This is a genomic window from Methylobacterium sp. E-012 (assembly GCF_057836545.1).
Window position 1 is genome coordinate 3,163,612 of record NZ_JBYQEY010000001.1, and the last position, 14,799, is coordinate 3,178,410.

Annotated in this window: 11 protein-coding genes; 10 read left to right on the plus strand and 1 reads right to left on the minus strand. The window is 74.9% G+C overall.

What is annotated here, in order from left to right:
* Positions 1 to 95 precede the first annotated feature (95 nt).
* The 10 genes from AC3IF1_RS15330 to AC3IF1_RS15375 are packed head-to-tail and all read left to right on the plus strand — an operon-like array spanning position 96 to position 8,394.
* Entirely contained in the window at positions 96 to 1,157 is a 1,062-nt protein-coding gene (locus AC3IF1_RS15330; protein ID WP_489218281.1) for an AAA family ATPase, read from the plus strand.
* Complete coding sequence (locus AC3IF1_RS15335) at positions 1,154 to 2,023, plus strand: DUF58 domain-containing protein (protein ID WP_489218283.1); 870 nt, start codon at positions 1,154 to 1,156, stop codon at positions 2,021 to 2,023. Before AC3IF1_RS15330 ends, AC3IF1_RS15335 begins: the two co-directional genes overlap by 4 nt.
* 1 nt (position 2,024) lies before the next feature.
* Positions 2,025 to 2,918, plus strand: a complete 894-nt coding sequence (locus AC3IF1_RS15340; RefSeq protein ID WP_489218285.1) for a nonribosomal peptide synthetase MxaA — start codon at positions 2,025 to 2,027, stop codon at positions 2,916 to 2,918.
* A gap of 1 nt (position 2,919) precedes the next feature.
* The gene (locus tag AC3IF1_RS15345) at positions 2,920 to 3,963 is read left to right on the plus strand and encodes a vWA domain-containing protein (protein WP_489218286.1); all 1,044 of its coding nucleotides are present in this window, start codon (positions 2,920 to 2,922) and stop codon (positions 3,961 to 3,963) included.
* The gene (locus AC3IF1_RS15350) at positions 3,960 to 4,670 is read left to right on the plus strand and encodes an MxaK protein (RefSeq protein ID WP_489218288.1); all 711 of its coding nucleotides are present in this window, start codon (positions 3,960 to 3,962) and stop codon (positions 4,668 to 4,670) included. The genes AC3IF1_RS15345 and AC3IF1_RS15350 overlap by 4 nt, the downstream gene beginning before the upstream one ends.
* A complete protein-coding gene (locus AC3IF1_RS15355; RefSeq protein ID WP_489218289.1) occupies positions 4,667 to 5,677 on the plus strand; it encodes a vWA domain-containing protein in 1,011 nt (336 codons plus the stop codon). Before AC3IF1_RS15350 ends, AC3IF1_RS15355 begins: the two co-directional genes overlap by 4 nt.
* Positions 5,674 to 6,219 carry an SRPBCC family protein gene (locus AC3IF1_RS15360; protein WP_489218291.1) on the plus strand — a complete coding sequence of 182 codons (546 nt, stop codon included), beginning with the start codon at positions 5,674 to 5,676 and terminating at the stop codon, positions 6,217 to 6,219. Before AC3IF1_RS15355 ends, AC3IF1_RS15360 begins: the two co-directional genes overlap by 4 nt.
* A complete protein-coding gene (locus AC3IF1_RS15365; protein ID WP_489218292.1) occupies positions 6,216 to 7,154 on the plus strand; it encodes a YncE family protein in 939 nt (312 codons plus the stop codon). The genes AC3IF1_RS15360 and AC3IF1_RS15365 overlap by 4 nt, the downstream gene beginning before the upstream one ends.
* Before the next feature lie 11 nt (positions 7,155 to 7,165).
* Positions 7,166 to 7,699 (plus strand): MxaH protein, encoded by a 534-nt coding sequence (locus AC3IF1_RS15370; RefSeq protein ID WP_489218293.1) that lies wholly within the window; start codon positions 7,166 to 7,168, stop codon positions 7,697 to 7,699.
* Positions 7,696 to 8,394, plus strand: coding sequence for a response regulator transcription factor (locus AC3IF1_RS15375; protein ID WP_489218294.1), 699 nt, complete (start codon positions 7,696 to 7,698; stop codon positions 8,392 to 8,394). The genes AC3IF1_RS15370 and AC3IF1_RS15375 overlap by 4 nt, the downstream gene beginning before the upstream one ends.
* Before the next feature lie 342 nt (positions 8,395 to 8,736).
* On the opposite strand, the gene AC3IF1_RS15380 is transcribed toward AC3IF1_RS15375, so the two are convergent.
* Positions 8,737 to 14,646, minus strand: coding sequence for an autotransporter-associated beta strand repeat-containing protein (locus AC3IF1_RS15380; RefSeq protein ID WP_489218295.1), 5,910 nt, complete (start codon positions 14,644 to 14,646; stop codon positions 8,737 to 8,739).
* Positions 14,647 to 14,799: the final 153 nt, after the last annotated feature.

Genomic DNA, 14,799 nt, shown 5'->3' on the forward strand with positions numbered 1-14,799 from the left:
GCGGGACGTCTCCGGCGCTGGCGCATCCCTAAATCGCGTCGCGCCATGACGGCCGCGCGGTTCGTCACGCCTTCGTCCCGAGCCCCGAGTTCCCGATGAACCCACCGCGCCCCGGCGACGCGATGCTGACCGACTGGCGCGCGGCGGCGTTCCGGTTCGAGGCCGAGATCGCCAGGGCGGTGGTCGGCCAGGCCCGCGCCATCCGCCTCGTGACCATCGCGATCTTCGCCCGCGGCCACGTCATGCTGGAGGGCGATGTCGGCGTCGGCAAGACGACCCTGCTGCGGGCGGTCGCCCGGGCGCTGGGCGGCGCCTACGAGCGCGTCGAGGGGACGGTCGACCTGATGCCGACCGACCTGATCTACCACACCTTCCTCGGGGAGGACGGCCGGCCCCGGGTCGAGCCCGGGCCGGTGCTGCGCCAGGCCGAGGACCTGTCGGTCTTCTTCTTCAACGAGATCAACCGCGCCCGGCCGCAGGTCCACGCCCTGCTCCTGCGCCTCATGGCCGAGCGGACCGTGACCGCCTTCGCGCGGGACTGGCACTTCCCCAACCTCCTGGTCTTCGCCGACCGCAACCGGGTGGAGCGCGAGGAGACCTTCGAGCTGCCCGCCGCCGCCCGCGACCGGTTCCTGATGGAGATCGGCCTGGAGACGCCCCGCGACGCCGAGACCCGCAGGGCCCTGGCCTTCGACCCGCGCTTCCACGACACGGATGGGCTGATCGCCGGGGTGGCGCCGGCGGTGCTCGACCAGGGGGGCATCGCCGGCATCGCCGCGGCGATCCAGCACGCCGTCGCGGCGGCCCCCGCGATCGAATCCTACGTCGTCGCCCTGTGGGACGCGCTCCTGCGCCCGGCCGAGGCCGGCATCCGCCTCCCCGGCCTCGCCCCGGATGGGCTCGATATGGACGGGCTCGACATGGCGGGTCTCGTGCAGGGGGGCGCCTCGCCCCGCGGCCTCGCCTTCCTGGTCCGCGCCGCCCGCGTCCGCGCCTGGCTGGAGGGCCGGAGCTGGCTCGTGCCGGAGGACATCCGGGCGGTGTTCCCGGAGGTGATGGCGCACCGGATCTTCCTCGAACCGGTCCACGAGCTGCGCCGGAGCGCGATCGTCCCCGCCCTGTGCCGGGCGGTGTTCGACACGGTGCCGGCCCCATGAGCGGATCCCCGAGCGGGCCGCCCCCGGCCGAGATCGTCTACCTGCCGCGCTGGCGGCCGCGGGGCAGCCGCGCCGGGGTGCATCGCGGGCGGGATGCCGGGGGCCTCGGCAGCTTCCGCGATCAGGTGCCCTTCCTCAGCCTGCCCGACGCCCGGCGGATCGACCTGCGCGCCACCCTGCGCGACCCGTTCGAGGGGGTGCATGTGCGCCGCTTCGAGACCCGCGTGCTGGTGGAGGTCTACGCCGTCGTCGACCTCTCGGGATCGATGCGCTACCGGGGCGCCGCCGACCGCATGGCGCTCGCGGCCGAACTCTGCGCCGGCCTCGCCGGCTCGGCGACCCGGATCGGCGACGGGTTCGGACTCATCGCCGTCGACCGGACGATCCGCACCGACCTGACCTGTCCGGTCACCCGCCACCGCAGCGCTGCCGTGGCGATGGCCGGCCGGCTCGCCGGCGCATCCTGCTCCGGCGGCGGCGCCGAGGGGATGATCGAGGCCGCCCGCCGCCTGTTCGGCCGGCCCAAGCTGGTCTTCGTCGTCTCGGATTTCCGCTGGCCGCCCGACCTGATCCGCCGGGTCTTCGCCGGCCTCGCGGGCCACGACACCGTCCCGGTGATCCTCGCCGACAGCGCCGAGGATGCGGGGCTGCCCGAATGGGGGCTCGCCGAATTGCAGGATCTCGAAGGCGCCGGGCGCCGGCTGGTCTTCCTGCGGCCCTCGCTCCGCCGCCGCTGGATCGCGCGCGAGCGGGAACGGCGGGACAACCTCGCCCGCGCCGCCGCCGCGGCCGGGGCGCGCCGGCCCTTCGCGCTGGTCGACCGGTTCGACGCGCAGGCCCTGAGCCGCCACCTGCTGACGGGTTGAGATGCGCGCCCTGGCGATCCTGTTCCTCGTCCTCTGGTCCGGCGCGGCCGCCGCGCAGGTCCGCTCCGTGACGGTGCGCGTGCCCCGCGGATTCGGCTACTTCCTCGGGGACCTGCTGCAGGTCCGGGCCGACATCGCCCTCGAACCCGGGATCACCGTGCAGCGGGCCTCCCTGCCGAAGCCCGGGCCCATCACCTACTGGCTGGACCTGCGCGCCGTCGCCATGGAGCGCAGCGCGGAGGGCATCCGCCTGGATCTGACCTACCAGACCTTCTACGCGGCCCTCGACGCCCGGCGGCTCGAAGTGCCGGGCTTCGCCGTGGCCCTGGCCGACGAGACCCCGGGCGGCACGACCACGGCCCAGGCGGAGATCCCCGCCTGGTCGTTCGGCGTGTCCCCCCTGCGGGAGATCCAGCCGGACAGGCGCGACGACCCGGCCGACTACCTGCAGCCCGACGGCCGCCTGCGCCGCCTCGATCCGGGACCCGCGGCGACGGCTTCCCTCGCCCTGGCGGGCCTCGCGCTCCTGGCGCTGGCGGCCCTCGCCCACGACCGGGCCTGGCTCGGACGGCGCCGCGGGCGCCCCTTCGCCCGGGCTTCCCAGCGCCTGCGCCGCCTCGCGGGACCGGACGAGGGCCGCTACCGGGACGCCCTGCGCCTGATCCACCGCGGCCTCGACGAGACCGACGGGCGGCGCCTCCTGGCCGACGACCTCCCGGCCTTCCTGGAGCGGCACCCGGCCTTCCGCGGCGAGGGCGAGGCCCTGGGGCGCTTCTTCGAGGCGTCGCGCCGGATCTTCTTCGGCCGGGACGTCGAGGCGGCCGAAGCGGTCTGGCCCTGGTCCGAGTTGCGGGCGGCGCTGCGCCGCCTCGCCGCCGCCGAGCGGACGGCCTGAGATGGCGGCGTGGCTCCCCCCCTTGGGCGTCGCCGTCCCCTGGGTGCTGTGGCTCCTGCCGCTGGCCCTCCTGCCGCTCCGCGCCACCGGCCGGCGGCGGAACGCGGTTGCCGCCATCTCGGCGGCGCCGGCCGATTCGCTCTCCCGCTGGATCGGCCTGACCCTCACCCTGGCGGGCATCGCCGCCCTCGGAGGCCTCGTGCTCGGACTGGCCGGCCCCTACCGGGTGGGCGAACGGGTGACGCGCATCGGCATCGGCGCGCAGGTCTCGATGCTGATCGACCGCTCGGGCAGCATGAACGAGACTTTCGCCGGGACGCAGCCCTCGGGGGCGGAGGAATCGAAGGCGGCGGCCTCCCGGCGCCTGCTCTCCGGCTTCGTGGGCGAACGCGCCCGCGACCTGTTCGCGGTGACGGCCTTCTCCACCGCGCCGATGCTCGTCCTGCCCATGACCGACCGGCACGCGGCCGTACGGGCGGCGATCGCGGCGATCGACCGGCCGGGCCTCGACTACACCAACGTCGCCCGCGGCCTCGCCATGGCGCTGGCGCAGTTCGGCGTGGACCGGGGCATCTCCCGGGTGCTGCTGTTCATCTCGGACGGCGCCGCGGTGATCGACCCCCGGGTGCAGGACCAGCTCCGCGCCGAGTTCGCGAAGGTCCGGCCGAACCTGTACTGGCTGTTCCTGCGGACCAAGGGCTCGCCCTCGATCCACGACCGGCCGGATGGGGAGGACACGCCGCAGGCCGCCCCCGAGCGCCACCTCGACCTGTTCTTCAAGAGCCTCGGCATCCCCTATCGCGCCTTCGAGGCCGAGGGCCCCCAGGCGGTGGCCGACGCCATCGCGCGGATCGCGGCGCTGGAGCGCGATCCGATCCCCTATACCGAGGTCCGACCCCGCCGCGACCTGACCGGCTGGGCCTATGGTCTGGCCGGGCTGGGCCTCGCCCTGCTGGCCCTCGCGGCGCTCGCCGAGGCGGATCTCCCGGCGCGCCGGGACGCGACGCGGAAGGCGGCGGACGCGCCGCTCCGGAGGGCGGCATGATCGGCCTCCGGAGCGCACGCGCGGCATCGTCCGAGCGCCTCGCGTCCCCGTCGCGGGACGGGGGCGGGGGTGGCGCCGGACGGATCGCGGCGGCGCCGTCCGAACCAGCCTCGACCCCGCGCCGCAGGGGGGAGGGGAAGGCGTGGCGCGCCTGGGGGCGGCTGCGCCCGAGGCTCGTCCTCGCGCTGCCCGTCCTGCTCCTGGCCTCGGCCCTCGCCTGCGGCCTTCAGGCCTGGCGCCTGGACCGGGCGAACCGGATCATCGCCGCCCTGGACGAGGGCGACGACGTGGCGGTGACGGCCGTGGCCCCGGCGCCGGTCCTCGCCGCGCGGGTCGGCTTCCTGGCGCGGCGCGGGCGGCTGGAGGAGGCCGAACCGCTGCTCGTGGCCCTCGACGGCGGTGACGACCGGGGGGAGGCCGCCCGCGCCCGCTACCGCGTCGCCAACGCCCGGATGCGCGACGCCTTCGGCCTGCTCGCCCGGGGCGCGTTGGACAAGGCCGGGCCTCAGGTGACCCTCGCCCGCCAGGATTACCGCCGGGCCCTGCGGGACCGCCCGGATTTCTGGGACGCGAAGTTCAACCTCGACGTCGCCTCGCGCCTGATCCGCGACTACCCGGAACTGAACCGCACCGACGGCGACGCGCTGAAGGCGGAGCCGAAGACGATCTGGACGGATATCCCCGGCCAGCCCAGGGGCGGGCCGTGAGTGCCGCCCTCCCCATCGGGCGCAACCTGCGCGGCTGGCGCTTCCAGGCCCTGGCGCTGGCGCTGATCCTGAGCGCCGCCGCCCTCGTCGTGCCGGCGCTGCCGTTCACCCGCACCGGGGCGGAGATCCTGGTCGTCCTCGACATCACTGGCTCGATGAACGTCCGCGACTACACCCGCGACGGACACCCGGAATCGCGCCTGGAGCGGGCGAAGGCCGCACTCCGCCGGCTCGTGGCGGACCTGCCCTGCGGCTCCCGGGTGGCGCTCGGCCTGTTCACGGAGCGGCGGCCGTTCCTGCTGTTCGCGCCGATCGAGGTCTGCGCCGATTTCGCCCCCCTGGACGGCGCCCTCGCGGCCATCGATTGGCGCATGGCCTGGGAGGGCGACAGCCGCATCGCCGCCGGGCTCGGCCGCGCCATCGCGATGGCGGCCGGGCTCGGGACCGACCTCGTCTTCCTCACCGACGGCCAGGAGACGCCCCCCCTGCCCGGGGGAGAGCCGCCCCCGTTCGAGGGCGGGCCGGGGCCGGTGCGCGGGCTCATCGTCGGCGCCGGCGGCTACGCCCTGTCGCCGATCCCGCGCTACGACGCGCAGGGCCGCGAGGCGGGCTTCTACTCCGAGACCGACGTGGCCCAGGAGAACCGCTTCGGCCCGCCGCCGGGCGATGCCGAGAGCCGCGCGGGCTACAACCCGCGCAACGCGCCGTTCGGCGCCGCGGCGGCGCGGGGCAGCGAGCATCTCTCCTCGGTCCGCGAAGCCTACCTGAAGCGCCTCGCCGCCTTGACCGGCCTCGCCTACGTCCATCTCGACGGGGCGGGCGGCCTCGACGGGCCGGTGCGGGCCGCGGTGACGCCGCGGGCGCTGCCGGGCACGCTCGATCCCCGCCCGTTCCTCGGCGCCCTGGCCCTGGCGCTGACGCTGGCGACGCTCTGCGCCGGACCCGTCGCCGCCCTGCGGAGCCGCGGCCCGCGGCGATCTCCTTCCACCCCCGTGAGACCGCGATGATCCCGTTCCCCCGCCCCACGCTCCCCGCCCTGTGCCTCGCGCTCGCCGCCGGCGCCGCCCTGGCACACGGGCCGACCCCGCAGAAGATCGACCAGACGGTGACGATCCGGGCGAAGCCCGACGCCGTGTGGAAGGTCGTCGGCGATTTCGGCGGGATCGGGTCCTGGCATCCCGACGTGGCCAAGGTCGAGGCCACCGGCGGCAATGCCGAGGGGGGCGTGCGCACGGTCACGCTGAAGTCGGGCGGCGCGCTGGTCGAGGGGCTCGACGAGTGGAAGGGGCCCGAGCGCACCTATTCCTACCGGATGTCCGATCCCGACCTGACCGCGCTGCCGGTTTCTTCCTACTCGGCGACCCTGACCGTCACCCCGGACGGGGATGGGTCCCGGGTCGAATGGATGGGCCGCTTCTACCGGGGCGACACGGGCAACGAGCCGCCGGACCATCTCAGCGACGCCGCCGGCCGCGCGGCGATGAATCGGTATTTCGGCGACGGGCTCAGGGCCCTGAAGGCGAAGGCGGAGGGCGGGCCATCGCAATGAGCGTCCGCGGCGCCATCGCCCTCGTCCTGGTCCTGCTGACGGCGTGGCCGGCGGCGGGAGAAGCGCTGTTCGTGGCGAGCCAGCAGGGCGGGCGGATCACGCGGATCGAGGCCGGGGCGGTCGCGGGATCGGTCGGCGTCGCCCCGTCCCCGGCGGTGGTCGCGGCGGATGCGGGCGGACGGCTCTATGTCAGCCATCCGGACGGGAAGGCCCTGTCGGTGATCGAGCCGGACGGCTCGGCGCGCAGCCTGCCCCTCGGGGCCCAGGCCTTCGGCCTCGCCGTCGAGCCGGACGGGGGCCGGGTCTATGTCGGCGACTGGTCGGGAAACCGGGTGCTGTGCCTCTCCGCCGCCACGGGCGCCGTCCTGGCCGCGAGTCCGGTCGGGCCCGACCCTGCCGGCCTCGTCCTCGGGGCGCCGGGGCGCCTCTACGTGGCCGAGCGCGCGGGCCGGTCGGTGGGCGTGATCGACACGGCGCGGATGCGGCGCGTCGGCGGATTTTCCGTCGGCGCGGGTCCCTTCGCCCTCGCCTACGACCCGGCCCTGCGCCGCCTCTACGTGGCCAACGTGGCCAGCAACGACGTGACGGTGATCGACACGGCGGCCGAGCGGGTCCTGGCGACGGTACCGGCGGGGGCGAGCCCCTACGGCGTCGCCGTCACCCCGGACGGGACGCGCGTGCTCGTCACCGATCAGCACGCCGCCGCCGTCTCGGTGATCGACGCGGGCACCCTTGCGGTGGTGGCGACGATCCCGGTGGGCCGGTATCCGGAGGGGGTGGCGATCCTCGGCGGCTTCGCCTACGTGGCCAACTGGTTCTCGGACGACGTTTCGGTGATCGACCTCGCGACCCTGCGGGAAACGCGCCGCCTGGCCGTGGCCGAGGGGCCGCGCACCCTCGTGACGGCCCGGCGCCCGGGGGAGGGGGCGCCATGAGGACCCTTATCATGAGGATCCTGATGCGGACGCCGCCGCTCCTCCCCCTCGTCATCGCCCTCCTGATGCTGCCCGGCGCCTGCAATCGCAGCGACGGGGACGCCCAGGACGCGCAGGCCGTGGTGGCGCGGACCTCCGAGACCGAACTGGCCGCCTGGCTGTCTCATAACGACGGGACCGACCCGGCCCGCTGGCTCGCCGGCCGCGAGGCCGGGCACCCCCTGGCCAACGACGCACCGGCGGTGCAGGCGATGCGCGCGAGTCTGGCCCGGTCCAGCGCGGGCTTCGTCGAGGACCGGCGCATGATGGCCAACCGCACGGTGCAGCTCGGCCAGATGCTTTCCGAGATCGGCGCGGGCGAGGGCTACCGCACCCTCCTCGATGGGCTCGGGCAGGTCGCCGCGGCCCGGGGCCGCCACAAGAGCCTCTTCGGCGAGATGTGCCAGCACTATTTCAACATCCGCAACCGGGGCGTCGGCCATGGGGCGGCCCTGGCCGAGCTCGCCCGGAACGAGGTGCGGCCGCTGACGCAGGGCCCGCCATGAGCGCGGCGGCCGACACCCGCCCGCGCAGGCCGGCCGCGGCGGACCGGGACGGGACCCTCATCGTCGACGACCACCCGGTCGTGCTCCAGGGCTTTCGGCGTCTGGCCGAGATGGCGGGCATCGCCACGATCTTCGAGGCGGGCGACATCGTCTCCGGCTACCGGGTCTTCCACCGGCACAGGCCCGGTCTCGTGGTGACCGACCTGTCCTTCGGCGAGGACGGGCTCTCCGGCCTCTCCCTGATCCGCCGGATCCGGGCGCTGGATCCGGCCACGCGCATCCTGGCCTTCAGCATGTACGACGACCCCGTCATCGCCGCGCGGGTCCTCGAAGTCGGAGCGCTGGGCTTCGTCATGAAGGACACGTCCGTGGCGGTCTTCCTCGAAGCCCTCGACGCGGTGCGGGCGGGGCGGGGATACCTGCCGCATGCCATCGTCATGGATATCGCGATGCTCGACCTCGCCCCGGACCGCTCGCCCCTGGCGCGCCTCAGCCCGCGGGAGCTTCAGATCCTGGCGCTCCTCGGCAAGGGCAAGACCTACACGCAGATCGCGCGCATCCTCGCGCTGAACTATCGCAGCGTCGTCAGCACGGCGTCCGCCCTGCGCGTCAAGCTCGGCGCCGGCAGCCTCGCGGAGCTGATCCACATCGCGCTGGAGCAGCCCGGCGTCCAGTTCGGCGGGGACCGGCTCTGAGGTGCGGTGCTCGGCGACACACGCCATCGGCCGGGCCGGGAGATCCGGCCGGTGGGCGCGTGGCGCTCCCCGGGCGTGCGCACCGACGGCATCGTCTGTTTGACGAAAGCCGGAGGCCACCTTCCGGGGCGATCGAGGCGCGCCGGGTCAACATCGCGGGTTCGCGACAGGCCCGGAGCGGCCCGTGGGGAGTCTGACGAGGCCGCTTACCGGGCTGCTCGATCCCGGTCTCGAGATCCCCACCGTCCTGTCGGCCCCTTTGGACGCGGCGACCGGCAGCGCCCTGATTGGATCGGCAGGCGCGGCGGGTAACGCTGACGCCCCCGCCGAGCCCGGGCCCGTTCAGAACCTGTACGTGAAGGAGCCCTGTGCGGCGTGGTCCTGGGCACGGGCGCCGATCTGGCCGGTGTAGGACAGGCCCAGCGAGGCGGCGGGGGAGATCAGCACCGCCAGGCCGGCCTCGGCGACCAGCGCGTCGCGGTCGATCGGCAGGCCGGCGCTCACGAACCGGGCGCCGGTGCCCCGGAACGCCAGCGCCGCCGCGGGAACCCCGTCGCCGAAGGTCCGCCGGTAGCCGGCCAGCGCGTGCACCGACACCGGCAGCGCCGCCTCCGGATCGAGCCGGGCCTCGGCGCGCAGGCCCGCGGTGGCGGTCGGCAGCAGGCTCCCGCGTGCCGCCCCCGTCAGCGCGGCCGCCCCGCCCTGCTCGGCGAAGCGGTCGCGGCCCAGCGCCACCGCGCCGGCGCCCACGAACGGCTCCAGCGCCGCCCCGGCGCCGAGCGCGATCCGGTAGCCGGCCTCGCCGAAGCCCTGGACGCTGCGCCCGCCGGTGCGGGCGGTCGGCGTGTCGGTCAACCCCGGGAACGCCACCACCCGCCGCAGCCGCGCCGGCTCGTCCGCCGCCAGGGCCCCGAACCGCAGCACCGCCGGGCCCGCCCCGAGGCTGCCGTAGACGCCCCCGAACGTGCTCGCCAGCGTCCCGGTCTGGACCTGGCCGGGGCTGGCGAAGCTGGTCTCGACATGGCCCCCGACCGCCCCCAGCCGCAGGCCCTCGGAGCCCAGGCCGTCGGCGCCCAGCCCGTCCAGGCGGGCGTCGACCCCGATCACGAAGCCCGCGCTCTGGCGCGACAGCCCGGCGGCGTTGCCGTCGGCCCGGGCGTGGCCGAGGCTGCCCAGCCCCTGGCCCCACAGGCTCACCGGCTCCGGTTGCGCGCGCCGCACCGGGACCACCCCCGGCACCGGCGGCCCGGGCCGGTCGGCCGCGTCGGTCGCCGGCAGGCTGCCGTACTCCCGCGCCGCCGGGGCGCCGTCCCAGCGCAGCCGGTCGAGCACCGCCTCGCGCACCAGCCCGGCCCCGGCGAAGGCGGTCGCGGCCAGGCTGGCATGGCCGTCCCCCGACAGGGCCGCGAACGCCGCCCGGGCCTGGGGCGCCGACAGCACCGCCACCGCGTCGTAGAGGACCGAGCCGACCGCCCCGGCCTGAACCGCCCCGGCGGCCGCGCGCTGGTCGCGGGTCCGCGCCACCGCGGCGAAGTCCAGGTCGTTGCGCGCCAGCGTCAGGACGACCGCGTCCGGGGCGTAGGCCAGGAACGGGGTCAGGAACGCGAAGGTGCTCGACACCCCGGCGAACCGGCCCTGCACGCCGCCGGCGGCACTCAGGATCGTGTAGCGCGTGCGCGGCGCGTAGAGCCCGCTGCCGGCCACCGCCTCGACCCGGGCGCCCGCCACCGTGGCGGTGCCGCCGACCGCGACCCGGTCGGAGCGGCCGTCCGGGGTGGCGTCGACCCGGTAGACCGATCCCGGCGCCAGGGTCAGGCTGCCGGCGACGGCGATCCGGCCGAGCGCCCCCGGCCCGGCCCCCGGGGCGAGGGCGCTGCCCGCGCCCAGGGCGAGGCTGCCGAACCAGCCCGCGCCGGTGAGCCGGCTGCCGGCGCCGAGCGACACGGCGGCGTTGGGCAGGCCGCCGGTGACGGCGAGTTCGCCGCCGTACACGCTGACCGGGCCGGAGAGGCTGTTGGCGCCCGTGAGCGTCAGGGTGCCGGCGCCGAGCTTGGTCAGGCTGGTCGGGCCGGCGCCGTCGACGATCTGCCCGGCGTAGCCGGTCGAGCTGCCGTCGGTGCCGACCGTGAGCTGGCCGTTGCCGAGGGTCGCGGCCGCCGTCGTGCCGGCGAGCGCGCCGACGGTGAGCGCGGTGCCGCCGAGGTCGAACGCGCCGTCGTTGGTCAGCCGGGTGAGGCCGGCGGTCGGGCCCGTGAGCGCGACCATCGCCCCCGGGGCGTTGGCGACCGGCCCGGCGAGCACGCCCGCGGCCTGGACGAAGCCGGTATTGGTCAGCCCGCCGGTGAGGCTGCCGGTGGTGACCAGGGTGCCGGCGTTGGCGAAGGGCGCCGAGACGGTGGCGAACGTGCCGGTGTTGACGAGCGTCGCCCCGGCGGCGTTGACGGCGTCGGCCGTGTAGGCGCCGGCATTGACCAGGCGGCCGGTGTTGACGAGGTCGTCGACGACGCTGCCCTGGGCGGCGACGGTGAGCAGCCCGGCATTGGCGATGCGCCCGGCCAGGAGGCGGCCGCCCTCCGCGACCGCGACGGTGCCGGCATTGTCGAGCCCCCCGGCGAGGCCGTAGCGGCCGGTGACGGTCAGGCTGGCCTGGGCGGCGTTGGCGAAGCCGGCATCGGAGGAGACCGGCCCGGTGACGGCGACTTGCCCGGCGTTGCGGATCGGCCCGTTGAGGGCGCCCGCCGTGGCGGTGAGCGCTCCGGTGTTGGTCACCCCGCCGGCGACCGTGCCGCTGGTGATGGCCGTGCCGGTGTTGGTCAGGCCGCCGGCGATCGCGCCGCTGGCGATGGCGGTGCCGGCATTGGTCAGGCCGCCCGACAGCGTCCCGGCCTGGGTGAGCGTGGTGCCGGCCAGGGTGACCACCGGCGCGGCCAGGCTGGCGGAGGCGGTGAGGGCGAGGCCGCCGGCCGCGACGGTGGCCGGGCCGGTGAAGCCGTGGGCGGCGGTGAGCGTCAGGGTCCCGGCGCCGCGCTTGATCACGGCCCCGGGCCCGGAGACGGCTCCCGCGAAGGTGGTGTCGTCGGCCCGGTCGAACGCCAGGATCCCGGCATCGGCGACGTCGCCCGTGAGGCTGCCCGCGGTGCCGCCGGCCCCGACCTGGAGGGTCCCGGCCGCGATGGTGGTGCCGCCGGTATAGGCGTTGGCCCCGGCGAGCGTCAGGGTCCCGGCCCCGGCCTTGGTCAGGCCGCCGGTGCCGTCCAGCGTGCCGGCGAAGGTGGTGGAGCTGTCGTCGCCGCCGGCGGTGAGGCGGGCGGCGCCGAGGGCGACGCGGCCCTGCCCGGCGAGCGATCCGACGGTCTCGGCGTCGGCCAGCGCCAGGGTCGCGCCGGACGCGACCGTGACGGCGCTGCGATCGCCGATCGCCTGACCGCCGCGGGCCAGGAGGGTCCCGGCCGCCACGGTGGTGGCGCCCGTGTAGGTGTTGGTGCCGGCGAGCGTGAGGGTGCCGCCGCCGCGCTGGACCAGGCTGCCGGGCCCGGAGACGGCCCCCGCGAAGGTGGTGTCGTCGCTGCGGTTGAACGCCAGGATCCCGGCATCGGCGACGTCGCCCGTGAGGCTGCCGGTCGTGCCGCCGGCCCCGATCTGGAGGGTCCCGGCCAGGATCGCGGTTCCGCCCGCGTAGCTGTTGGTCCCGGCGAGCGTCAGGGTGCCGCCGCCGCGCTGGACCAGGCTGCCGGGCCCGGAGACGGCCCCCGCGAAGGTGGTGTCGTCGGCGCGGTTGAACGCCAGGATCCCGGCATCGGCGACGTCGCCCGTGAGGCTGCCCGCGGTGCCGCCGGCCCCGATCTGGAGGGTCCCGGCCGCGATGGTGGTGCCGCCGGTATAGGCGTTGGCCCCGGCGAGCGTCAGGGTCCCGGCCCCGGCCTTGGTCAGGCCGCCGGCGCCGTCGAGGGTGCCGGCGAAGGTGGTGGAGCTGTCGTCGCCGCCGGCGGTGAGGCGGGCGGCGCCGAGGGCGACGCGGCCCTGCCCGGCGAGCGAGCCGACGGTCTCGGCGTCGGCCAGCGCCAGGGTCGCGCCGGACGCGACCGTGACGGCGCTGCGATCGCCGATCGCCTGGCCGCCGCGGGCCAGGAGGGTCCCGGCCGCGACGGTGGTGGCGCCCGTGTAGGTGTTGGTGCCGGCGAGCGTGAGGGTGCCGGCCCCGAGCTTGGCCAGCCCGCCCGATCCGGCGAGCGCCTGGGCGAGGGTGAAGCTGTTGGCCGGGTCGGCGATATCGAGGCCGCCGCCGTTCCGGCCCCAGGTGATCGGCCGCGCCGTGGCGGTGAAGCCGGTGCCGGTGATCTGGAGGACGCCGCCGTCGAAGGTCAGGGGCGCCCCGGCGGCGCCGAGATTGGCCTCGCGCGACACCGACAGGGTCCCGCCCGCCACGGTCGTGCCGCCGGAATAGCTGTTGGTCCCGGCCAGCGTCAGCGTGCCCGCGCCCAGCTTGATCAGGCTGCCCCGGGTCGGGATGCCGGCGAAGGCGGCGATGCGGGTGGTCTCGACCTGCACCTCGGTCTGCCACGCGGCGGCGATGCCGGCGGCGATCTGGGTGTATTGGGCGCCGTTCGGGTCCGCGAGGTAGCTGGCCAGCTGGTTGCCGATGGCGGCGCGGGTGTTGCCCGAGAGATTGGTGAACGGCCAGTAAGGCCAGTAACTCCGCGCATTGAGGAACGCGGCCAGGACCCTGCTGCCGACGGGGTCGGCGTCGTTTGCGGTCACGGATGCGAGGAAGGCGGCCTGGCTTCGGCTGCGCAGCGCCGTGACGACGGCGTCGAGGGTGGCGCGGGTCGCCGGGAGGGCGGCCTGCAGGGCGGCGAGATTCAGCTTCGGGTCCTGGGCGGCCTTGCGGGTCGCCCAGGCGGCGGCCTCGGCGTCGTTCTCCTGCTTGCGCTGGACCAGGGCGTCCTCGGAGATGGCGTTGGACCAGGTGTCGTTCGTGCCGTCCGGGAGGTTGGCCGCGACGGGCCCGAGGAACTGTCCCGGTCCCCGCATGGCCTTGGCGAGGTCGATCACGCCCCAGCCCCAGACGGCGTTGGGGGCATTCGGGTTGGCGTCGGGCGTGCCCTGGACGGCATCCCGGTGATAGGCGGTGGTCAGCAGGACGTCCCGGGCCTGCTCGTTGGTCATGTACGGATAGCGCTGCAGGATCACGGCCAGAGCGCCCGTGGCATGCGGCGCCGCCATCGACGTGCCGTTCACGGCTGAATAGCCGGGGTCCTGCTTGTTCGGATCGACGTGCCATTGCCAGGGATTCCAGGGCGCGCCTGGCGTATAAGGCGGGACGGTGCTGTTGATTGCGCTGCCGGGTGCGACGACGTACCAATACTTTGCAGCGCCGGCGCGGTTCGAATATCCCGCGAGGACGAGATCGGCAGGATTCACGCTGCCATTGGCGCCCCTCGCGGCCGCGCCGACGGCAACCCAGTTCTTCTCGATATCCGGCCTGAAATAGGGCACCGACGAGCGAACGTTCGGGTTGTTGTAGGCGGTGTTCCCGGCCGCAAACACCTGGATGATGTCGTATTGCTTGGCGACTTCGTAAAGCGCATCGACGTAACCAAGCTTGCCGTCGAATTTGGAATACGCGGTGCGCAATCCCTCCAGGGTGTTGTAAGTGTCGCCGTAGGGCGGGTTGCCCCAGGAGGAGTTGATCACGCGGGCGCCGGCCGCGGCCACGGTGCCATAGGCGTTCTTGAAGTAGGCGTAATCCGCGTTGGCCCCGTATTGTGCGTTGTCGGTCGATTGCGTGTTGGTGACGTAGACGTTCGCGTTGAACGCCACGCCCTGCATGCCGACGCCGTCGCGGGACGCTGCGATCGTGCCGGTGACGTGCGTCCCGTGCGGATCGTTGAAGAGGGGATTGTATGTGCCCGGAACGGTATAGGCATCGCCCGTCTTGAAGAAGCTCGGCGCCGGCGCGTGATCGCTCGGTTTTCCGGACCCGTCCGTGAAGTAGTATCCGTCCGACCCGAAGGTTCCGGTGATGGTGAGCGGCTTGACGCGGCCGTCGGCGAATTCCGGGTGGGCGGTGTAGACGCCCGAATCGACCACCCCGACGGTGACGCCCAGGCCGGTATAGCCGGCCGCGTAGGCATCGGCGGCGTGCATCGCCTCCAGGCCCCAATCCGCCTGGTACTCCGGGGTGCGCCACGTCGCGGGGTCGTTGGTCGCCAAGCTCTGCGCGAGGGCGTGGTGTGAGACCGAGGCACCCAATGCCGCGAGTCCAAGGGTCGAACGGCACAATGCGGTCCCGATCAGTCGCCGCCGATGATATCCGGCGCCGTCAGTGCGATCGATACACGCATATCCAGCCATCTTCAGATACTCTATTCCACTTACATCCAAATATAAATCCGCTGATTTCCG

What these genes read in the sequence shown, in the direction of transcription:
- AC3IF1_RS15370 (WP_489218293.1), top strand. Translation starts at nt 7,166, where the DNA reads ATGAGGATCCTGATGCGGACGCCGCCGCTCCTCCCCCTCGTCATCGCC.
- AC3IF1_RS15330 (WP_489218281.1), top strand. Translation starts at nt 96, where the DNA reads ATGAACCCACCGCGCCCCGGCGACGCGATGCTGACCGACTGGCGCGCG.
- AC3IF1_RS15345 (WP_489218286.1), top strand. Translation starts at nt 2,920, where the DNA reads ATGGCGGCGTGGCTCCCCCCCTTGGGCGTCGCCGTCCCCTGGGTGCTG.
- AC3IF1_RS15365 (WP_489218292.1), top strand. Translation starts at nt 6,216, where the DNA reads ATGAGCGTCCGCGGCGCCATCGCCCTCGTCCTGGTCCTGCTGACGGCG.
- AC3IF1_RS15360 (WP_489218291.1), top strand. Translation starts at nt 5,674, where the DNA reads ATGATCCCGTTCCCCCGCCCCACGCTCCCCGCCCTGTGCCTCGCGCTC.
- AC3IF1_RS15335 (WP_489218283.1), top strand. Translation starts at nt 1,154, where the DNA reads ATGAGCGGATCCCCGAGCGGGCCGCCCCCGGCCGAGATCGTCTACCTG.
- AC3IF1_RS15375 (WP_489218294.1), top strand. Translation starts at nt 7,696, where the DNA reads ATGAGCGCGGCGGCCGACACCCGCCCGCGCAGGCCGGCCGCGGCGGAC.
- AC3IF1_RS15340 (WP_489218285.1), top strand. Translation starts at nt 2,025, where the DNA reads ATGCGCGCCCTGGCGATCCTGTTCCTCGTCCTCTGGTCCGGCGCGGCC.
- AC3IF1_RS15350 (WP_489218288.1), top strand. Translation starts at nt 3,960, where the DNA reads ATGATCGGCCTCCGGAGCGCACGCGCGGCATCGTCCGAGCGCCTCGCG.